Raw genomic sequence first — 21,212 nt, 5'->3', positions numbered from 1 at the left:
TCAGCGACGTTGTTCACTTACCAGGTCAGAGACCGACCCTTGAGCACGCACGCGTAGTGCCCCGCTCGCCGTGGGCCGGGCTACCGATCGCGGTCGACTCACCACACCCTGCCGGGTCAGCTGCTCCAGCAGCGGCGCGGTGTCCACGGCCACCAGCCGAACTACCGGGGTTCCGCGATCGGTCACTACGACCTCCTCGCCGGCACGAACCCGCTCGATCCAGTCCGCTAGCTCCGCCCGCAACGTACTAATCGCCACATCCACAAGCTCAATGTACAACAGAAGCGTTGTGTTCTGTACGTCGGTATCCAACGTCCTGGGGTTGACAGGAGCGACTAACTTGAGCCAAGCGCCGTGCGACGGTCACCACATAAGTGGCACTAGGCGATAACGCACCTTCTGCGTGTACTCCTGGTATCCGTCCAACTCTTCTCGGAGCAGTTTCTCTTCGTCGCGGATGCGCATGCTAAGCACGATCGCGCCAGGTATGACGAAGACCAGCCCCCAAAAGGAGCCGAGCCCAAGTGGGGCGCCCACCATCATGATCACATTGCCGGTGTACATGGGGTGGCGGACCAGTCCGTAGAGGCCGGTCGAAACGATCGTCTGACTTGACTCCACCCGTACGGTGGCGGCCGCGTGGCTGTTCTGAATGACCACCAGCATCATGACGCTCAGTCCGACGGCCACCAGCACATCACCGACCAGGCAGATCGCCGTCGGCACCGGCGACCAGCCAAAGCGATGGTCAAGAGCGCTGACCACGAACATCGACGCCAGCGACAGCCATAGGCCGCCCATCACGACTTTCTGCGCCGTTCGGGTCTCTGCCATCGGCCCCCCGCGCATCCGTCGTTGCAGCGCAACGGGATTCGTGCGTAGCAAGTACGTGCTGGGAATCCACGTCGCCACCACGAACACCGCCAGAAAAAGCCAGGCTTGCCAGTAGTTCACGGTGCCGGCCGCCAAAAACAGCATCGTGCCGAACACAACCGGCTCAACCAGGGCGAAGAGCAACATTTTAGGAGTGGTTTTCACACATCCTCCTTACCGGCACGATGATAGCGAGCACGAATAAAACCAGGTTGGGTGCGGCAAGTTTACGGTGCCGATCCCGACGGCAAGCCGACACGTCGGGTCGGGCAGCCTCGAAGGGCGCCCGTTGGCTTAAACGACGTGAACCGTGACTGTCTGCACGGCGTTTGCTCCGTATCCCAGTCTGTTCCACCGGGGTTGCCTGGGTTGGCTGCGACCGGCGTCGTCGACGGCGCACGCGCGGACCGTCACCGCCCCCGCGCGATCGAGGTCGATGCCCAACTCCCACTGCCGCCATCGGCCCCGCACCGGACGACCCAAAAGGCGGGCCTGCTGCCAGGACCGCTCGTCGACGCTGACCCAGACCTGGGCGATCGGCGCCACACCGGACCAAGCCAGGCCCCGAATCGTCGCCTGGTGGCGTCGAAGCTGTTGTCCCGCAACGGGTTCCGTGATGACCGCGCGCACCCGTTGTCGCCGAACCGGCGCGCTGACGGCCTGTCCGTCCTGTAACCATTCGTAGCGGTATCGGTCGGTCTGGAAATGGCCTTCGAAGCTGCAGTCGATGACCTCGATGTCGGTCAACCATTTAACCGACGCCATGCCGTACCACCCCGGAACCACCAGGCGTAACGGATAGCCGTGGTGGCGGGGTAACGACGCTCCATTCATCGCATAGGCCAGCAACGCATCGCCGTCGGCGATATCGGCCAGCGTAAGGCTGCGCTCGAAGAATGTGGTTTCGGCGCGTCCGTCGACGTGCCCGCAGTCGGCGCCCCGAAACACCACCTCGCACGCATCGGCCGCCAGGCCCGCCTCGTCCAGGATGTCGACAAGTCGCACGCCGGTCCATGCGGCGGTACCCGCCGCGCCGAGCCCCCACTGCAGGTCCGGCAGCTGCCGGTCCAGCGCGGAGCGGTTGTTACCGGCGCACTCCAGCGTCACGACCCGGGTATGCGAGCGCAGCCCCAGCAACTCCTCGAGGCTGAATGTCCGGTGCCGCAGCACGTGGCCGCCGACGGTCAGCCGCCAGTCCGTCGCGTCCACAGCGGGGATGGCGAAGTGATTACGCACGTAGAAGTGATCGGCCGGGGTGATGTCCGCCCCGAGCATGGTGAGCAGCGGCGTTTCGGCGTTGAGCGGATGGATGGTGTGGACGCGCAAACCCGCGTCGACCGCCTGACGGTAGGCCTCCTCCCAATCGACGGGTGGAGTGGTCAGCGCGGTGATCATCGGGCCGCGACCGGCTCGGCAACCGGCAGCGCCGCCCAGGCGCCATATCCGCCCACGAGATCAGAAACGTGGACAAAGCCAGACGCGGTCAGCCAGCTCGCCGCGATCATCGAGCGGTAGCCGGCGGCGCAGTAGACAGTGGTCTGGGAGGTGCGGTCCAGTTCGTGGGCCCGTTGCACCAGCCGGCTCAACGGTATGTGCACAGCGCCCGGGATCACGCCATTGGTGAGCTCGCCCGGATTGCGCACGTCCAGCACCACCCATCCGGGAGTGTCGGCCCAGTGTGTCGCCAGTGCCGTCGCTGTGAGTCGTGAACTGGCCTCGATCGCATCGGCATGGTCGACGAAGGCGCCCAGCGGATTGTCGAGGTAGCCGACGACATTGTCGTAGCCGATCCGGCCGAGCTGAATGGTGGCCTCAAGTTCTCGACCCTCCGGGCATACCAGCACGAGACGCTGATCGGGAGACAGCACGCTGCCGACATATTCGGCGAACCGGCCGTCGAGGCCGACGTTGATCGATCCGCGCAAGTGGCCGGCCGCGAATTCCGAGGGGTCGCGCGCATCGAGCACAACCGCGCCCGCCGATCGTTGCGCGGCAAGTGCGGTGAACGACAGCGGGGGCGGCGCGGTGACCTCGTCGAGCAGTGGTCGCCGCTCGCGGTTGCGTTGGGCTGTGAAAAAGAAGTACGGCGGTGCCGGCGGCTGACCGGTGGTGACCGCGGCGACGAAGTGCGCCTGGTCGCGCAGCGCCAGCGCGTGATTGGTCCGCCGTTGTTGTCCGATGGTCGACGAGGTGTCGGCGGAGACGTTGCGGGCGCACGGCGAGCCTGGGCCGTGGGCGGGAAACACGCGGGTCTCGTCGGGCAGCGTCAGCAGTTTGTGATGTAGCGAATGGTAAAGCTGGTGCGCCATGTCGGCACTGGTACAGCCGACGCCCGACGACAAGTCGGGCCGGCCGACATCGCCGATGAGCAGGGTGTCCCCGGTCAGCACGCCGTAGGGCGCGGCATTGTCACGATGCTCGTACACCACGATGCTGATCGATTCCGGGGTGTGTCCCGGGGTCGCTCGAATCTCCAGTGCCACGTCGCCGAGGTGGAGTCGCTGGCCGTCGTGCAGCGATTCGATCGGGTAATCGGTTGTGGTGCCTTCGCCGTAGCAGATCGTGGCACCGGTCGCGGCGGCGAGTTCGAGGTGGCCGGAGAGAAAGTCTGCGTGGCAATGGGTTTCGATCACCCGCTCGATGACAAGGCCGTCCTCCTCGGCGTCGTGAAAATAAGTCGCAACGTCGCGGTGCGGATCGACCACGACCGCACGGCCCGAGGCCGAGTCGCCGATCAAGTAGGACAGCTGGGACAGGGAAGCCAGGAAATACTGCCGGAAGATCATGTCGCCGCTCCTTTGGTGGGCAACCGGGTGGTTCGGAGCTTAGGCGCGTCGAGGTTTTATCACCAGTGATTTGGTGAAAATACTGAGATTGGTAATCAAGGCCAAATTAACGAGATATTTGCCCCGGTGCCATCTCCCGGCCCCGATGCCGTTCAGATCCGTCGTCAGCGCAGTCGGGTCGACCGTGACCCACGCGTACGTCGTCGCCGTCGGGTGCACGGAGGTGACGGGTCGCGGCACTCGTGAGCACAACTGCCCGGACGATTCCCACGATCCTGTGCCGCTCGCCGATGGCACCGAGCCGGGTTGAGGTTTACCGCCGGCTGCTTGCAGCCAATGCCCCCGAGGATTGCGACATTTCGTTGGTTCACCGACCCACGGTGGCGTTGACAGCCAGCTAATTTTGTGTCGCATGCGACCGCGTTCCTGGTGGCAGCGACCTATTGATGAGACTAGCCCGATCGGGTGCTACCGTCCGGAACCCTGTGCGGGTTTTGGCATACTCCACTGATGGCCCTCCGCCACATACCCGCCGTGGACTTCGTGGGCAGTCACGCCGAGGACCTCCCTTCGCTGATCAACTTGCGAAACCAGCAGGTGCCGAATGTCGCGGTTCGTGCAGACAAAGATTTGTTCGTTGGAGGCTACGAGTGAACGAGAGCAGTAGAGAATGCCGACTATGCGGATCGACTGGTCCCCATCGAACAATTGTGGTTCGCGAGATGATGTTCGGAACCGGGGAGCGGTTCGCATATTTTGTCTGCGCCGCGTGCGACACGTTACAAATTGAGAATGAGCCCGAGGGCGAAGAGCTTATGCGCCATTATCCCGAAGGTTATCACTCGTACAACGAGCCCGGGATTCTTCGATGGCTCATCACGCAGCAAGACCGCTATAAATTGCAGACCGGCGGCCGGCTGGTCGGCGCCCTCCTGGCGAGGCGGTTGCCCGACGGCATCCTCCGCGTTCTCCTCGGAGGAGACGTCCTCGGAATGCTCGCTCAGCTTCCGCTTGAGCGGAACGCGCGAATCTTAGACGTGGGGTGTGGTAGCGGTTTGCTGCTGGAGCGATTGGCCAGAGTCGGATTCAGCAACCTGGCTGGCGCAGATCCGTTCATCGCAGCCGATCAGGAAACTCCTAGTGGAGTGCCGCTGATGAAGCGAGATTTGAAGAATGTGAATGGCGAATTTGACCTCATCATGTTCAACCATTCGCTTGAACATGTTCCCGACCCGATCGCGATGCTCAAGTTTGCCTACGAGAAGCTCGCTGCCGGGGGCGTCTGTCTGGCACGCGTGCCGACGACCTCATCCGAAGCATGGGCTGCATATGCGGCCGATTGGGTGCAGATCGACGCTCCTCGGCATTTCGTCATACCTTCACGAGAGGCGATGGCACTGGCAGCTGAGAAAGCCGGGCTACGAGTTGAGCGGACATTCGACGATTCGAATTTGGGTCAGTTTTTGGGAAGCGAAGCTTATCGGCGGGACGTCGCGGTGACTGACCCCCAAATCGTTCGGATGTTCGGGCCCAAGCAGATATGGGAGTGGTCAAAACGCGCGGATCGCCTCAACCGGCAGGGGCGTGGTGACCAGACCGGCTTCGTTCTACGAGTCAAGTGAGCACACGGAAACGATTCGTTAGTAGATCTCGCCAGCGAAGCCGAATTCTGCCAGCGTGCGCGCAACCAATTGACGCAAGGCGGGCTTTGTGTTCTCCGCACCTGGTTGGTAGGCGTTGACGGTGAAGTAGATCTTTGTGCCGCCTCCCACGCGCCAAGACTGCAGAGTCATCTGGCCACCAGTTAATTCGAGCCATTCCCGGGTTACGCCTTGGCCAGTTACGCGCGTCAGGATTATTTCGCCGTCGGTGCCATCCGGACGAAACACCACCGGGTCGAACTCGTCGAGATTCGAACAAAGCGTGGGGGCATCCGGGTCAGTGAGCCCGGCATCCACCATCCGTTTCAACGCCTTTTTCGGCGTAAACGGGATCAGCGAGCGCAACTGCAGTGCTTCGTTAGGCGTCTCCCGCAAAGTAGTTACTGCCTGCTTGATGGCGTCGCGGATGTCACTCAGATCTGTCGTAACCCGGCTCGGATCGACGCTGACCGTCGCGATCGACATTGCGTTCGCACGCGTATCACCCTCGCTGCGATCGTTCATCGGGAGGTGCAACGTGACGAAGCCGTCGCGAGCGCGTTGTCGCCCTAGGCCCTCGGCCAGTTTCGCACCCAACGCCGCGATGAGAGTTTTCCCCGTTCCGCCGAGAGTCTTCGCACGGGCCTCCCACTCATCAAGGTTGATTTGTATCGAGACGGCCGGCACGACTACAGCATCATCGCCGTCACCTGGCCGGAGGGCTACAGGTCGCCGCGCTGGTGATCGGGCGGCATCCTGCCGCGCACCTGCCTGTTTGCGGGCCAGCCGTGCCGCTGTGACAAGCGCCCGGCCAACCTCGGGCGCGTCCCGTGCCGTTAGGCGGGCATCCTGAACCGCCGCGCGCCGCCGCGTACGGGAATTCGATGGTGGGTAGCCAAGGTCGTGCGGGTTACCCAGCAGAGCATCGGCGACCACCATGTGGAGTCCGAGGCCGTCGACCACGTAGTGGGAAAGCACCATAGTCACCGCAGTCGAGCCGTCGTCAAGGGGAAGGACGCCGAAATGCCAACCGGGACCCCGTTCCGGATCAATGGGCACCTGTGAGCGTTCATCAGCCCAATCGCTGAGCTCAGCGCGCGGTCGGGCGCACTCAGCGACATCGATGTCCGACGGCTCTCGACCAATGACCCACCGGGGTCGGGCGAACGGCAGCGGCGAACGTTCAATGAGCCGTCCTAACATCCCGCGACCGAGATTGCGGTTGAGACGTCTGAGCCCATCAAGGTCGACGTCGTGCTCATAAAGCCACACGACCTGAATGACCAGGTTGATCCCGGCGGCACGATGCCCCGCGAACAAACCTTGGTCCACCAGGGCAAGCCGATTGTCCACTCGCTCATCCTCTTTGGAGATGCGTCTGTTGAAGGATGGTCGTGTACGAGCTATCCGGGCCGGCTCCCAGCTCATGGTCATGGCCGCAGAATAGCGGTGACTCGACGCTCTCGCCGCGAATCGCCATATGTCGCATCATCATCCCAGCTAGCCTCGATCGAGTTTTCGTCGCCTATCGTGGAAGCGAAAAGCCCTTTCCGCGAGCGGTGTTTGCGGATTTCCACCGTTCCCGCAACTCAATCGTTTATGTATCGGCCATCCAGCGTGAAGCTGAACAAGATCCTCCCGATGACAAGCGGCGTAGTGGGACTTGAACTTTCAGCTGTCCGGCTATGCCGACGCGACGATTGGTCTTTGGGCCGGCCCCTCAGATGACCCCGACGCCCCTGGCCACCAGCGAGAGCCCAACCAAAGCGAAGATGGCCGCCAGGACGTGCAGACGGTGACCCAGCGCCCACTCGTGCAGGGGCTGCAGCACGGCTTGGGTTTTCGCCGGCGCGAGCAAATGGCTGACGAGGGTGATCTCGAAAACTGCAAACATCCCCAAGACGAACGCGACGGCGGCGAGGACCTGCGTACTGATGGGAGCGCCCGAGGCGACGATAGTGGTGTCTACGAGTATCAGCATGACCGGACCAGCCGGCACGAAGGTCAAGCCGACCACCAATGCGACCCACAACGATCCGCTTTCCCACTCATTGTTCGCGTAATCAATCAGGCGTCGGATCGGTGATCGGCGCTCCGTAGACCCATCGTGGTCGCGGTTCGGTGGCAACGAGATTGCGGTCGGTCTACTGGAGGTGCCGACCGGTGTCGGCACCTCTTCCCGCTGACGAACCCGGGTGCGCACTGCGATCAGGCCGGAGATCAGTAGTGCGAGCAGACCAACACCGAGTTGAACGTGTCGGGTGGTGGAGTTGGGGCCCGCTGCGGCCAGCTCGTGCGCAACCGATCTGAACCCTGGCATGGCGTGCAGCATCAGCAGCAGAACCAGCAGGGCGGGAACATTCGCTATCAGACAACCGACCCAGCAGACGAACAGATTTTGCAACGGCCTCGGTCGGGAGATCAGCAGAAGAACGAGGCCGAGAAGTACGGGATTGAGCGCCCATAGCAGCGCCATCCCCAACACGAAAGCCCACACGGCCCGGAACCCTACCCTGTCAAGACCTGGCCGCAGACCCATTCTGCACGACCCGGCCGGCTCAGGGCTGCGGGAGAGGAACGCCGCCGCCCGGGTAACCGTGCCACGTCAGTCAACATGGCTTGATCGGGCGAAACTTTCCAAAAGATCGGCGGCGTTCGCCACGCTTTCGGCGGATTTGGTCGTGTGGGTGGCGACCTCGCGGGCTCGAGTGACATATTCGGGGCCGAGGACCCGGCGCAGGTCGGCCACCAGCGATTCTCGGGTAGCGGTCGAAAAGCGCCGCCCAAAGCCAACTTTCAGTCGTTTCACCCGAGCTGCCCAGATCGCCTGATCTGGCGCCGTCCAGAGGATCAGCGTGGGGACTCCTGCGCGCAGGCTCGCGGCCGTGGTGCCCATGCCACCGTGGTGCACGACCGCAGCGCATGCCGGGAAGGCGGCCGCATAGTTCACAGCATCCACCACCTTGACGTGTTCAAAATGGGGGAGATCGCTGAAGTTGCTCCAGCCTGAGCACACCAATGCCCGCTCGCCTAACTGTGCGCAGGCCGCGCCGATCATGGCGAGCATGTCGGCGGGAGATTTGACCGGTGTGCTGCCAAACCCGAAGAAAATCGGCGGTGTCCCCGCGGCAATCCAGGAGGTGACCTCCTCGTCGACACCGGTTGGCAATTCCATCGTCAGCGCGCCGACAAAGGGCCGTTGGCCGTTGAATTTCGACCATTCGGCCGCCAGCCCGGGAAAGCAAACCTCTTCGTAGGCCTGAATTTCCAGTGATCCGCGCTCGGTGATGCGACGCGGCGCGGAGCACGTCGCCTTTGGCAGCCCCAATTCACGGCGCTGCGCGTCATCGAACTTCTTCACCCCGCGCCAGTTCGCCCACTCGTATACCCGCATTGCGTAGCAGCCCAATGACCACGGCAGGAATGGCAGGGATTGGTCGTTGGCCCGCACCGGGGCGATATGCAGCGTGGCCAACGGAATGTCGTAATACTCCGCGACATTGGCAGCGGAATGCTCGAAATTCAGAAACGTGACTAAAAGGTCGGCCCCGTCCGTCAGCGATTGCAGCGTCGTGGTGATGTGCTCCCAGTGGTGGCTGACCGACTCCCCAATTTCGCGCCACAACCTGAGCAGATCTCGGATCTTCCAGAAACTGCGGAAGGAACGCGTCCAGAAGTCGCGGTGCGCGCCCCACCACTCTTGCGTATCCGGCCCGAAGGCGACCGCCGTAAGCCCAGCCGACTCGGCGAAGCTAATCAGGTCAGGCGGAACTGCCAGGCGCACGTGGTGCCCGCGGCGCAGCAGTTCACGGCCGACAGCGACGCACGGCTCGACGTCGCCACGCGTTCCATAGCTGGCCAGCACACACTTCATCGCGGATCTTTCGGCACGGAATCTCCCTCTGATCTGCGGCGAACTGTGTTGCCTCGGTGGTGCCGGGTAGTTAGCGGCTAACCCACCGCAGGGTCGGCCTAGTGCGAGATGTGACTATAACTCAGACGCAATGGGCCTTGGACTGTTGCAACTCGTCAACCTCCGGCCGTCAGGTAATCGACCCCGGCTCTCCCGGGCGACACACGCGTCGACATCGACACTTGGACACCACGGTGAACTCATCCGCGCGAAAGCGGCGGGCGACGGCACGGTCTCGGTCACCTATGGCGATGAATAAACAGCCCCCATCGGCCTTGGGGGGTGAATCGCTTCACGGACATCGGGCCAGAAGTACGGTACGACAATGGAGAACCTACTCGACCCGCTTGACCAGCTCACGTTTGATGCCGAGCGAGCCACGGGAGTCTCGTCGATGCCGCACCCTTTCTGGGTGTACAACCGCCCGGTCGACATCGACGGTCTGCAAAATTTCCATCACCATCTCCAGCGAGGATGGTTACCCCGCCGTATCGAACGGTCGCCGCTGCGATTCGGCCGTCACCGCTGGGTATCGGCTGACGGACCAACTGAGATCGAGATAGCTGCCACGCCCCGTCCGCGCGCAGAACTCGATGCCTGGCTCGAGGAGCAGGCCACCACTCCCATCGATGCCGAGCACGGACCCGGATGGCACCTTGCGATGCTGCCCTTCACCGATGGCGGCGCGGCGGTGAGCTTGGCCATCTCACATTGCCTCGCCGACGGTGCCGGGCTGCTGCAGGCCATGGCGGATGCTGCCGATGGCCGCGATGCCCCCATCAGCTGGCCCGCGGCCGGGTCGCGCCGGCGGTGGCAGGCGCTCCGCGAGGACGCCCGTCAAACCGTGCGCGACATTCCCGCTCTCGGCCGCGGCGCCGTTGCCGCGGTACGGCTGGCCCGGCGTGCCGTTCGCGACGGTGCCCGAGCTGCGCCGCCTACCACGCCACTGAGGCTTCCCGCCGGTATCGACGAACCTCTCACGCCGCCGATGACAACGGCTTTCGTCGATGCCGACGAGTGGGGTGTTCGCGCAAACGCGCTGGGCGGGACCAGCAACGCGCTGCTGATGGGATTGGCGGCCCGCTTGGCCCAGCGAATTGGACGGGTCACCGCCGACGGTTCGGTCCTCATGAGGATGCCGGTCAATGAGCGTGCAGCCGGCGATACGCACGCCAACGCTGTCAGTCATCTCACCGTCACAGTCGATCCCGCCCGTGCGATGACGGACTTGCGTGAGGTTCGGGCTGCAGTCAAACAAGCGCTGATCAGCCACCAGGAGCTGCGCGACGACGAGCAGGCAGTGATGTCCTTCGTTCCGCTGTTGGGTCTGATGCCCAAGCGTTTTGTCAGGCTCGTCGACAATACCGTCGTCTCCTCCAATATTGGTGTGGTCAACCCGGCCGTCATCCGGCCAGATGGCACGTGCGCGGACCTCTGGGCCTCAAGGCTTTCCTACCGAGGTGTGACAAAAACGTTGATGCACCGGTTGGGCGGAGCCCTGTACGTGTTGTCGGGAACTGCGCAGGGGCGGGTCTTTGTCTCGGCCACCGTATATCAGCCCGGCTATACCAACTCGTACGAAGCTTTGCGACAAGATCTTTCGAACGCCTTGAAAGACTTCGCGCTGACTGGCGAGTACGTCGGAGTGCCCCCAGTGACACCAGCGACGAATCAGCACGATTGCCACCAAATTGTCCGACAGCAAGGCGGTAATCGGTGAGGCGTTCACATCGGGAGCATTTTGCCCTCACGTACCATCTACTCCGTCTCACCGGGCCCACGCTGACGGCCCAGTTTGTAGCTGAGTCATCCACGATGGGCAGGGGCTAATGACAACCTTCTTGTTCGTGCTGGGAATGGCCCGATCCGGCACCGCCGCGCTGACACGCGTCCTATCGCTGTCTGGGGCCGCCCTTCCACCCGGCATGATCGGGGCCGCGAAGGCCAATCCGCGCGGCTTTTGGGAACCGCGTGAAGCCAGCTACCTCAACGAGAAAATCCTGCGCCGCCACCACAGCAGCTCCGCCGACCCCACACTGCGCCTCCACGAGGAATCCGCTGACAAACGAGACATCGCCGAAATCAGCGCCTACCTCAATAAATTGCCGGAGTCGGACCTGTACGTCATCAAGGACCTACAGATGACCGCCATAGCCGGCATGTGGTTTGAAGCTGCCCGTATAGCCGGTTACAACATCGGCACCGTCATCGCGATACGCCATCCGCATGAGGTCATCAAGTCCGCCACCGCGATGATGCCAGTATTCAAACCCGAACTCGCCGCCGCGCTCTGGCTCAAAAACAGCCTCCTCGCTGAACGCTACACACGCGGGCTGCCCCGCGTGTTCGTGGAATACCCCCATCTCCTTCAGGATTGGCGCGGAGAGGTCAAGAGAATCGCGACAGCGCTGGACATCGATCTCAAACCCGACGAGACCGCGATCAATGAATTCCTCGCGACCGATGAGCGCCACCAGCAGGCCGACGGATCCGCTTGTCCGGAACCATTCGGCACCGAATGGCTGACCACTACCTACCGCAATCTGCACCGGGCCGCCGACGGCGACACCTGGAGCCAAGATGAGTTGGACCGCGTCTTCTGCGACTACGGAGCCAGCGAACAACGCTTGCGCACCGCGCTCGACAACTATCAGCGGGTTACCAAGGCGCAGCGCTTCATTCCACGCAAACTCATCTTCGAAATCGCCGCACTCGCCCACCGACGCAAAGGCACCTGGGCCTGAAATTCAGCGTCTGAACCGCCGCATACTCAAACTTCACGCCAAGGCGCTCGACGCGTGACGTTTGATCCAGACGTACTACATCGTGTTTTATAAGCTAGCCAGCGCGCTGGCCACCAGTGAGACTCCCGCGACTGTGCACATGGCTACCAGAATCTTCCGACGGTGTGCCAACGCCCAGTCGTGCAGAAGTTGCACTATCGCTTGTGTTTTCACTGGCGTGACCAGATAGCTGACCAAGGTGATCTCGACAACCGTAAGCACGCCGATGACGAATACGATCGCGGCGGCGACTTGCGTGCCGATGGCGGCGCCTGAGGCAACGATGATAGCCAGCAAGAATAGACCCGCGTCGGGTTCCACCCCGCCGAATCCTATGCCGATCACCAACGCCACCCACAGCGACCCGCTTTCCCACGCATTACGGATGCGCCGCAAAAGCCGTCGGATTGCCGACTTGCCCTCCGGGGCCGCATCCTCGGTGCGGCCGAGCAACCACGAGACTGCCGTCGGTGTATTCGAGTCCAGCACCAGGGTCGACGTGTTGTCCGGCCCGCGGGCCGGCGGATGCGCCGACTGGCGCCGCCGCGTCACAGAGCGAACTGTCAACAGCGCCGCAACCGAGAGCGCAAGCACACCCATGCCAAGTCGGATGTACCGCACGGTGGAGCTCGGGGCCAAATTGTCCGCAAAAGATCGAAACATCGGTGTGACGTGCAACAGCGTCAGCGGAACCACCACCGCTGGAATACACCCGATCAGGCAGCCGGTCCCGTAGGCGAGAAGGTTTTGCAGAGGTCGCGGCCGCGAGATCACGAGAAGTATGAGGGCGAGACGCACCGGGTTGAAGGCCATCAGAAGCGCCAGCGCCAGCAGTGAGCCCCACACGGCCGGAAACACTACCGTGTGTGTCCGTTGGCTTATCGGAGCATCTGCGGGATTTTTGCTCTGGCGGCCGCACGTTGGCGTGCGAAGGGGAGCGGCTTAGCCGAGCCGCCCGTGGGCACTGCTACGTGCCGCCAGAGCGCGTTTCGCTGCTTCGGGACGGTCTGCGGCCTTGTGATACGCGATCATGAAGCAAGCTGCCGTGATCGTTAAGAGGTGGCGCACCAAGGATTGAGCGAGTGCACGATCGTTCCGAAATTTAGCGTCAAGCAAATCTGAGATCGGGAAACACGCCGGATTACTCAATCGGAAACGCCGTGGTGACCAGACTGGTGTTGGCTTACGGAGCGGCGCAAACGGTACGGTTCTGCCATAGCTGGGTCCGCAATCGTCGCTCCAGCGTGGGGTCGGGTAAGGCTCAGGTTATGCTGCCCGGCGGCTAAGCGTGTGATGTGCGGCTCGCGCTTTCAATTCGTAGAACGCGCACCGGGAGTGAAGGGCTGGAGTCCGCGAATGAAATTTGTGCTGACGTTTTATGGCACTCGTGGCGATGTCGAGCCGGGTATCGCTGTCGGGCGCGAGTTGCTGCGCCGTGGGCACGACGTGCGGATGGCCGTGCCGCCGGATCTGGTCGGTTTTGCCGAGGCAGCCGGACTTGCGCCGGTTGCGTACGGGCCGGAGGTGAAGGTGTGGCAAAGCGTGAACCATGACTTCATGGCGCGTTTCTTGCGCAAATTCTGGAAGAATTTCTGGAAGATCAGAGAAATGGTCGGGCTGATGCGTGAGAATTGGCGGTTGTTCACCCAATGCTGGCAGGAGCTCAGCACGACGCTGAGGTCGTTGGCTGAGGGGGCCGACCTGCTGTTCACCGGAGTTATTGGTGAGGAGTCGGCCGGGAACGTCGCGGAGCATTACGGCATTCCGTTGGCCACGCTGCATGTATTCCCCATACGGGCCAACGGCCAGCTCGTTCCGGGTCTGCCGGCACCGTTGACGCGTTCCACGATGAAGATGGGCGAATGGTCGGCGTTGCCCATGATGAAAAAGCTCGACGGCACCGAACGTCGTGAACTGGGATTGCCGAAGGCGACGAAGCCCTCGCCGTGGCGCATCGCCGATCGCGGGTCGCTGGAACTTCAGGCCTACGATGAGGTTTGCTTTCCGGGGCTGGTTGCCGAATGGGCGAAATGGGATGGTCGTCGGCCCCTTATCGGCGCGCTGACAATGGAGTTGCCGACCGATGCCGACGAGGAGATCGCATCGTGGATTGCCGCGGGAACACCGCCGATTTTCTTCGGCTTTGGCAGCATCCCGGTCGAATCCGCCGCCGACACGCTGGCGATGATCAGCACAGCGTGTGCGCAGTTGGGCGAGCGAGCGTTGGTCTGTACCGGCTCGAGCGAATTCGGCGACGTTCCTCGTTTCGAGAACGTCAAGGTGGTGGACACGATGAATTATTCGGCCGCCTTTCCGGCCTGCCGCGCGATTGTGCACCACGGTGGTGCGGGCACTACGGCCGCGAGCCTGCGAGCCGGGATTCCCATGTTGATCCTTTCGACCGACCTCGATCAGACGCTCTGGGGAGCTCGGGTCAAACGACTGAAGGTGGGCACCGCCCGGCGTCTTTCGGCCACTACGCAGAAATCGTTGGTCACAGACCTGCGCACCATCTTGGCTCCGAAATACGCCGCCCGGGCCCAGGAGATCGCCACCCAGATGACCAAACCCGCCGAAAGCGTCGCGACCGCGGCCGATCTCCTGGAAAAGTTCGCCCGACTCAGAAGTGTCAGCTGACAGCAACGGCGGGTACGTTGAAACGACCGGCGTCGCCCGTAACGCCTGGCACGCGACGTCGGGAGGGCCGCCTACCGGGAACCTGTCAATGGTGCAGTTTGACCGAACCAACATGCCTTGAATGCAAGGGTGCTAGCCTAACCCGGTTGTTAGGATCCGGGCCGTTAGTCGGGTGCGAGCCTTCCAACGTCGTCGGCGCGATCTTTCGCTCTCGGATGCTCCGGCCGAACGATATTAAAAACGGTAGGCATTTGGTGGACAACGGAGGTTTACACCTGTGACCCCTGCTGGCAGCCCGAAGAGGGTTTAAGCATGGCAACTGACTACATGAATCACAGGAAGATCCGCTCTTTTTCAGACATAGAAGAGTTGTGCCACCGCAACGACACCATTGTGACATTGTGCGGGGGCGGACTGGATAGTGCGTATCTGCTGGCGCAGCTGTCGAAACTGGATGTGCATCTTGTCGCGCTGTCCGTCGATATCGGGGACGACTTCGATATTGAACAGTTCTCATATATCGCGGACAAATTCGATGTAGAAATCGCCCGACTCGACTGCAGAAAAGAATTTGTCGAAGAGTTCGTTTACCCATCGATTCTTGCTGGCGGCCGATATCTCGGTCAACATCCCGTCAGCGCATCGTTGTCACGACCATTGATCGCACGAGTCGGCGTGGAGTTTGCGCGATCGGTCGGTGCCAAGTGTCTGCTCCACACGGCTAATCAGTCCCAAAATAGCTTGAGAAGGCTCAACGGGGCTATTTCCGATCTCGGTTTTGAAGGTTATTTCGGATCGCCCTATGAGTTCGATGCCCTGGCCCGCGACTTCAAGCGTTTGGAGCTCCAAGAGGCGTTCGACCTGTCTGGTTTCGCGAAGCGGCTGATCAGCGTCGACAGCAACGTGTGGTGCAGAGAGTTCGAGAGTGGCACGCTAGACGACCCCGAGGATTTCGCAATCGATCAAAATTTGTATCAGTGGTCCGTCGCGTCTGAAACAGCGAGTCGCGTAATAGAGCTGCGCTTCGACAGGGGACGTGTCGTATCAGTGGATGCAAAACCTGTCACTGATCTCGTCGAACTGATCTCGGGTCTCAACGTCGAAGTTGGTCGTTACGGTATCGGACGGTTCTCGAGCCTCGAGCATCTAGAAGGCGGCGAGAAGGTACTCGAGGTACGCGAGGCTCCGGCTGCGGCGCTCATTCTTGAAGCTTTCGCTCAGCTCGCGTCCGCGACGGTCGAGGTCGAAACGCTCCGCTGGATGCGGACTGTGGGCGATGCTCTGATCATGGAGGCCGTGGAGGGGCGGTGGTTCCGTAGTCTCCGAACGGCATTGCAGTCCTTCCTCGAAGTGAGTACTCAACGGATCAGTGGGGATGTTCGATTTGTTCTGCGGAACGGGGGATTCGAGCTCGCCGGATTGAAGGCGGTATCACCGCTTTACCTTCGTGATCGAGAGCAGTGGGAGTACCGAGAAGCTGCAGCGGCAAGGTCTGCTACCGCCAGTCGGTTCGTCGGCTCGTCCATCGTGACTGGCCGCGGCGGTGAACTGGGTCAGCGTGTCGAACAGACGGACGCCGAGGTGGAAGATTTCCTCAACGGCGAGAAAGTGTTGCAGGGTCGGGAATACCTGCCGAGTGATGCTGCCGCGCACCATTTATCGTCCGGAAATCGCTTGCCTGTCCCGCCGACTGATCCGAACTCGAGAACGTAGCCGTAATCTCGTGACATGAGTGGACCCGGCGACCATGCCCACGGCATCGCTGCAGGCCACGCCAGCGAGATCGGCGAGATGGACCTACGAGTGAGGGCGCTGGAAAGCGTGCTCGTCGACAAGGGGTACGTCGACCCGGCGGCACTAGACGCGCTCATCGATACCTATGAGACACGCATTGGTCCCCGCAATGGTGCGCGCGTGGTCGCTCGGGCATGGGTTGATGCGACCTACCGCGACTGGCTGCTGACCGACGCCACCGCCGCGATCGCGTGGCTAGGCTACAGCGGGCGGCAGAGCGAGCACATGATCGCAGTGGAAAACACGCCTCAGCGTCACAATCTCGTCGTTTGCACGCTGTGCAGCTGCTACCCGTGGGCGGTGTTGGGCTTACCTCCCAAGTGGTACAAGAGCGCGCCGTACCGCTCGCGTGCGGTACGTGAACCGCGTGGTGTGCTGGCCGATTTCGGCGTGACCCTACCGTCAGACACGGATGTCCGGGTCTGGGATTCGACGGCCGAAGTCCGCTACCTTGTGGTGCCCATGCGACCGCCCGGATCCGACGATCTCAACGAAGAAGAGCTCGCGGCCTTGGTGACCCGCGATTCGATGATTGGGGCTGGTCTACCCCGCAGACCGGGGCCATCGGCACATGACTAACGATGGCTACGTCACGCACGCCGATCTGGGCGGCCAGTTGGGATATGGTCCGGTCAAGCTCGAGGCCGAACGCGGACCGTGGCACGCGGCTTGGGAGCCGCGTGTGTTCGCGCTGCAACTAGCGATGGGTGCCACTGGAGCCTGGAACCTCGACATGACACGTGCCGCGCGCGAAACCTTGCCGGACTACGACCAACGCAGCTACTACGAGATCTGGTACGGCGCGCTGCTCAAGCAGCTTGAAGAGCGCGGCTTGGTCTCCGCCGAAGAAGTGGCCGCGGGCCGGTCGCTGCACCCGCCATGTGCGGTCCCCGGCATCCTGCACGCGAACGATGTGCCGACACTGCAGGTTCGCGGCGCACCCACCGAACGGCTTGCAAGCAGGGGTCCGCGGTTCGCCGTTGGTCAGTGCGTGCGCACCATTGCCGGTCCCATCCCACATCACACGCGGCTACCCAGATACGCGCAGGCCAAGCCGGCGGTTGTCGAACGCATGCACGGCGTGCACGTCTTCGCCGATGCGAACGCCAGTGGCCGCGGCGAACAGCCGCAGTGGCTGTACACGGTGGTTTTCCGGGGCACTGACCTGTGGCCGGACGCCGAGCCGGGCCTGACGGTGTCGGTCGACGCATGGGAACCGTACCTGGAGGCAGCGTGAATCCGCCCGCTAGAGTTGCCCGGGTCGCCGGCGGCGATGAGCCGGTATTCGCAGAGCCATGGGAGGCAAGGGCTTTCGCGATCGTCGTTTCTTTGCACGAGCGCGGGTTGTACACCTGGGCCGAGTGGGCCGACGCACTGGCTACCCGTATCAACGCGGCACAGGCAGCCGGAGACCGCGACATCGGCGACACCTACTACCACCACTGGCTTGCTGCACTCGAAGACCTATTGGGGCGCAAAGGCATCGGCTCGGCCGAGACGGCGCGCTGGCGTGATGCATGGCAACGCGCGGCCGGCCGCACACCGCATGGCAAGCCGATCGAACTCGTAGCCGATGACTTTGACGCGACGCCGAAAAGGTCAGCGGAAGTGCGGCAAGAACCGAACCGCGCTCCTTGACCGGCCGGATAGTAGAAGTCCTGAAGCGGCAACGATCGAGACCTGCCCAAAACTTCTGGATGCGGGGCCGACGTTGCGGGGCAGTGGGTTATGCTGCGCGGCAGTTGAACCTGCGGTGCGAGACTCGCGTTTTCGATTTGCAGGACCTGCACGGAAAGTTAAGGGCCGAGATCCGATGAAATTTGTGCTGGCAAGCTATGGAACTCGCGGCGATATCGAGCCATGCGTCGCGGTCGGCCGCGAGCTACTCCGCCGCGGGCACGAAGTGCGCATGGCTGTCCCGCCCGATCTGGTCGGCTTCGCCGAGGCGGCTGGTCCGCAGGCAGTTCCCTACGGACCAAATTTGCAGGACGTTCTCAACGCCCACCGCGACTTCTGGACCCATGTGTTTCGCAACTTCTGGAAGATCCAGGATCTCATCAAGTTGCGGCGCGAGGTGATGGAGCCCTTTCTCCAGTCTTGGAAGGAGATCATCCGGACACTGACATCGCTGGCGGAGGGCGCCGATCTGCTGTTCACCGGCGTGAACTTCGAGGACGCCGCTGGCAACGTGGCGGAGTACTACGGCATTCCGCTGGCTACACTGCACATGTTTCCACTCCGGGCCAATGGCCAGCTTCTTCCATTCCTGCCGGCACCGATGGGCCGCGCCGTAATGACGGGAGCCGAATGGCTGGGCTGGCGCTCTGCGAGGAAGGTCGAGGGCGTGCAGCGCCGTGAATTGGGCCTGTCAAAGGCGACCAGGCCCTCGCCCTGGCGGATTACCGGGCGCGGATCGCTGGAAATTCAGGCCTACGACGAGGTTTGCTTTCCGGGGCTGGCAAAGGAATGGGCGAAATTCGCGGACCGACGGCGTTTTGTTGGCGCATTGACGATGGAGTTGCCCACCGACGCCGATGACGAGGCCTTGTCCTGGATTGCTGCGGGAACACCGCCGATTTTCTTCGGCTTTGGCAGCATTCCCGTCGGATCTGCCGCCGACACGCTTGCGATGATCAGCTCGGCCTGTGCGCAGCTGGGCCAGCGGGCGTTGGTTTGCGCCGCTGGAACTGACTACAGCCAGGTGCCGCACGTCGAGCACGTGAAAGTGGTGGGCACGCTGAATTACGCGGCCGCCTTTCCCGCCTGCCGCGCGGTCGTGCACCACGGCGGAACGGGCACTACGGCCATCGGGCTGCGCGCTGGAGTCCCCCAGTTGATCCTTTCGACGGATTTCGACCAGACGCTCTGGGGATCTCGGGTCAAACGACTGAAGGTAGGCGCCAGTCGGCGTCTTTCGGCCACTACGGAGGAAACTCTGGTCGCAGATTTGCGCACCATCTCGGCCGCGTCATACGCTGCGCGGGCCCGCGAGATCGCCACTCAGATGATTAAACCCGCTCAATGCATTACGGCCGCCGCCGACCTTGTGGAAAACTTCGCCGGCCTCGGTTCTTGATGACTGGATTCCAGCAATACACCTGCTACGAGCCAAACCTGTTGGCTAACCGGGGTTCACGCTCGATGAGACATCCGAAGCCATGTCACCGGGCAGCCGCGACGCTGGAGCGTTGACGTCGATTTTTCGGCCGCACAAGGCATTTACGGCGCTACCGGGGCGGCGAATCGCTCCGCGGTGTTACGCCGTGCGCGTGGGCAGGACACTGCGGATTCTCCGTCGCCTGCGATGATGGCGCGACGCTGTTGGCCGCACGGATTTCGATCCGCGCGCCACGATGCGGCACGAAGGTGACATGCTTCAGTTTTTGCTTCTCGGCGGCTGCCGTGGTGGTGTTCAACTCGACCCGTCGCAGGATCTCACGCAGCACAACGCGCGTCTCGACCATGGCGAAGCTGGCCCCGAGGCAGCGGCGGGTACCGCCGCCGAACGGCAACCAGGTGGTCGGACTCAGGGTGGCGCCAATCATCCGCTCCGGCTCGAACCCGTCCGGATCTGGATACAGTTCGGCGCTCGCGTGCACCAGCCCGATCGCCGGGTTGACTATAGTGCCGGCCGGCAGTCGGTAGCCCCCTACCTGGGTCGGCTCGGTGAGGAGCCGGGCCGAACTGAATACCGCCGGGCGGATCCGCAGTGTCTCCTTCACCACCGCTTCGAGGTACTCGTCGCCGGCCGGATCGCCGGCCGCACTGGCGCGAGCAGCCCGCACCGCCTTATCCAGCGCGGTCGGGTGGCGGGTCAGCCGCTCCAGCGCCCAGGCCAGCGTCGACGCGGTGGTCTCGTGACCCGCCCCGATCAACGTCATGAGCTGATCGCGCAGCTCGCGGTCGTCCATCCCGCGCCCGTCGGCGTCGGCAGCGCGGATCAGCATCGCCAGCACGTCGGCGCGGTCACCCAGGTCGGGGTCGGCGCGACGTTCAGCGATCTCGGCATAAAGCAGGGCGTCGACTTCTGCGAATCGCCGGCCCAGCCCTCGCCACGGGCGACGGTGCCGCAGGTTCGGGTTCGCAATCGCCGGTGTCTCCCACGGGCTCAGATAGAGCAGCGCGGGAACGACCTTGCGCAGCGCGGCCAACCGGGCCGGGTCGGTGGCGCCGATGACGGTCCGCAGGATCACTTCGAGGGTGATCGTGGTCATCTTGGCCGCCACCGGGAAGCTCTTGCCCACCGGCCATCCGGCAATGTTCGCGGCAGCGATCTCGGCGATCTGGCCGGCCTGGTGCGCCACGGCGTCGCGATGAAACGCCGGCATCATCAGACGACGCCGGTCGCGGTGCTCGTCCTCGTCGAGGACAAACAGCGAACTCTCACCGAGCAGCCCGCCCAACATCGAGTTCGCTTCGCCCGCATGAAATACTCGCGGATCCCCGGCGAACACCGTCTTGATGTCGGCGGGATTCGCGAGATACACCATTGTGCCCCGCAGCGGTTCACGCACCGCGAACACGTCGCCGTAGCGACGTTGACATGCGGTCAAAAAGCGCAATCCGTAGCGCAACATCAATATGGACTGCACAAACAGGGGAAGCGGAGGTCCGGGCGGCAGTGTGGTAGACGCGGTATCGGTCACCCGCCGATCGTAGCTATCAGGTATTGGCGAAGATCGCCGGGCTGATCGCACTCGGCTGTACCGACTGATTGACGCTGCGGTTCGATGTGGATACGGGTCACCCGCAGTCATGGCGCTGATTGAACAGAAGGCGCCATTTC

Annotated in this window: 19 protein-coding genes; 10 read left to right on the top strand and 9 right to left on the bottom strand. The window is 62.8% G+C overall.

Annotated elements, in window-relative coordinates; genetic code table 11:
* The 4 genes from AC5Y42_RS14000 to AC5Y42_RS13985 form a co-directional block, all read right to left on the bottom strand.
* Window positions 1-258: a type II toxin-antitoxin system Phd/YefM family antitoxin gene (locus AC5Y42_RS14000; RefSeq protein WP_499899037.1), complete on the bottom strand. Its 258-nt coding sequence runs from the start codon at window positions 256-258 to the stop codon at window positions 1-3.
* A gap of 105 nt (window positions 259-363) precedes the next feature.
* Entirely contained in the window at window positions 364-1,038 is a 675-nt protein-coding gene (locus tag AC5Y42_RS13995; RefSeq protein ID WP_499898904.1) for a methyltransferase family protein, read from the bottom strand.
* Between the two features lie 129 nt (window positions 1,039-1,167).
* Window positions 1,168-2,268: a sulfite oxidase gene (locus AC5Y42_RS13990; protein ID WP_499898902.1), complete on the bottom strand. Its 1,101-nt coding sequence runs from the start codon at window positions 2,266-2,268 to the stop codon at window positions 1,168-1,170.
* Window positions 2,265-3,659, bottom strand: coding sequence for an MBL fold metallo-hydrolase (locus AC5Y42_RS13985; RefSeq protein WP_499898901.1), 1,395 nt, complete (start codon window positions 3,657-3,659; stop codon window positions 2,265-2,267). The genes AC5Y42_RS13990 and AC5Y42_RS13985 overlap by 4 nt, the downstream gene beginning before the upstream one ends.
* A 510-nt stretch (window positions 3,660-4,169) precedes the next feature.
* Here AC5Y42_RS13985 and AC5Y42_RS13980 point away from each other — a divergent pair.
* On the top strand, window positions 4,170-4,313 hold the full coding sequence (locus AC5Y42_RS13980; RefSeq protein WP_499898899.1) for a hypothetical protein: 144 nt from the start codon (window positions 4,170-4,172) through the stop codon (window positions 4,311-4,313).
* A gap of 68 nt (window positions 4,314-4,381) precedes the next feature.
* Window positions 4,382-5,281: a class I SAM-dependent methyltransferase gene (locus AC5Y42_RS13975; RefSeq protein WP_499899035.1), complete on the top strand. Its 900-nt coding sequence runs from the start codon at window positions 4,382-4,384 to the stop codon at window positions 5,279-5,281.
* An 18-nt stretch (window positions 5,282-5,299) separates the two neighbouring features.
* On the opposite strand, the gene AC5Y42_RS13970 is transcribed toward AC5Y42_RS13975, so the two are convergent.
* The 3 genes from AC5Y42_RS13970 to AC5Y42_RS13960 form a co-directional block, all read right to left on the bottom strand.
* Window positions 5,300-6,733, bottom strand: coding sequence for a condensation domain-containing protein (locus AC5Y42_RS13970; protein WP_499898898.1), 1,434 nt, complete (start codon window positions 6,731-6,733; stop codon window positions 5,300-5,302).
* A gap of 286 nt (window positions 6,734-7,019) precedes the next feature.
* Entirely contained in the window at window positions 7,020-7,796 is a 777-nt protein-coding gene (locus AC5Y42_RS13965) for a GAP family protein (protein WP_499898896.1), read from the bottom strand.
* Window positions 7,797-7,904: 108 nt separating this feature from the next.
* Entirely contained in the window at window positions 7,905-9,173 is a 1,269-nt protein-coding gene (locus AC5Y42_RS13960; protein WP_499898894.1) for a glycosyltransferase, read from the bottom strand.
* 364 nt (window positions 9,174-9,537) lie between these two features.
* On the opposite strand from AC5Y42_RS13960, the gene AC5Y42_RS13955 reads away from it, so the two are divergent.
* Window positions 9,538-10,932, top strand: coding sequence for a wax ester/triacylglycerol synthase domain-containing protein (locus AC5Y42_RS13955; RefSeq protein ID WP_499898893.1), 1,395 nt, complete (start codon window positions 9,538-9,540; stop codon window positions 10,930-10,932).
* Window positions 10,933-11,068: 136 nt separating this feature from the next.
* Window positions 11,069-11,956, top strand: a complete 888-nt coding sequence (locus AC5Y42_RS13950) for a sulfotransferase family protein (RefSeq protein ID WP_499899033.1) — start codon at window positions 11,069-11,071, stop codon at window positions 11,954-11,956.
* An 87-nt stretch (window positions 11,957-12,043) separates the two neighbouring features.
* On the opposite strand, the gene AC5Y42_RS13945 is transcribed toward AC5Y42_RS13950, so the two are convergent.
* Window positions 12,044-12,841, bottom strand: a complete 798-nt coding sequence (locus AC5Y42_RS13945; protein ID WP_499898892.1) for a GAP family protein — start codon at window positions 12,839-12,841, stop codon at window positions 12,044-12,046.
* 510 nt (window positions 12,842-13,351) lie between these two features.
* Here AC5Y42_RS13945 and AC5Y42_RS13940 point away from each other — a divergent pair.
* The 6 genes from AC5Y42_RS13940 (at window position 13,352) to AC5Y42_RS13915 (ending at window position 19,502) form a co-directional block, all read left to right on the top strand.
* A complete protein-coding gene (locus AC5Y42_RS13940; protein ID WP_499898891.1) occupies window positions 13,352-14,632 on the top strand; it encodes a glycosyltransferase in 1,281 nt (426 codons plus the stop codon).
* A 312-nt stretch (window positions 14,633-14,944) separates the two neighbouring features.
* Window positions 14,945-16,345, top strand: a complete 1,401-nt coding sequence (locus tag AC5Y42_RS13935; protein ID WP_499898889.1) for an argininosuccinate synthase-related protein — start codon at window positions 14,945-14,947, stop codon at window positions 16,343-16,345.
* Window positions 16,346-16,360: 15 nt separating this feature from the next.
* Window positions 16,361-17,005 carry a nitrile hydratase subunit alpha gene (gene nthA / locus AC5Y42_RS13930; protein ID WP_499898887.1) on the top strand — a complete coding sequence of 215 codons (645 nt, stop codon included), beginning with the start codon at window positions 16,361-16,363 and terminating at the stop codon, window positions 17,003-17,005.
* Window positions 16,998-17,663, top strand: coding sequence for a nitrile hydratase subunit beta (gene nthB, locus AC5Y42_RS13925; protein ID WP_499898886.1), 666 nt, complete (start codon window positions 16,998-17,000; stop codon window positions 17,661-17,663). The genes nthA and nthB overlap by 8 nt, the downstream gene beginning before the upstream one ends.
* Window positions 17,660-18,064 carry a nitrile hydratase accessory protein gene (locus tag AC5Y42_RS13920; protein ID WP_499898885.1) on the top strand — a complete coding sequence of 135 codons (405 nt, stop codon included), beginning with the start codon at window positions 17,660-17,662 and terminating at the stop codon, window positions 18,062-18,064. The genes nthB and AC5Y42_RS13920 overlap by 4 nt, the downstream gene beginning before the upstream one ends.
* 175 nt (window positions 18,065-18,239) lie before the next feature.
* Window positions 18,240-19,502: a glycosyltransferase gene (locus tag AC5Y42_RS13915; RefSeq protein ID WP_499899030.1), complete on the top strand. Its 1,263-nt coding sequence runs from the start codon at window positions 18,240-18,242 to the stop codon at window positions 19,500-19,502.
* A gap of 151 nt (window positions 19,503-19,653) precedes the next feature.
* Here the strand turns inward: AC5Y42_RS13915 and AC5Y42_RS13910 are convergent, their stop codons facing one another.
* Window positions 19,654-21,072, bottom strand: coding sequence for a cytochrome P450 (locus AC5Y42_RS13910; RefSeq protein WP_499898884.1), 1,419 nt, complete (start codon window positions 21,070-21,072; stop codon window positions 19,654-19,656).
* Window positions 21,073-21,212: the final 140 nt, after the last annotated feature.

It is taken from the genome of Mycobacterium sp. NGS48 (genome assembly GCF_059812585.1).
Note: the sequence above shows the minus strand (reverse complement) of the source record. Positions and strands in the feature narration are given on the sequence as shown.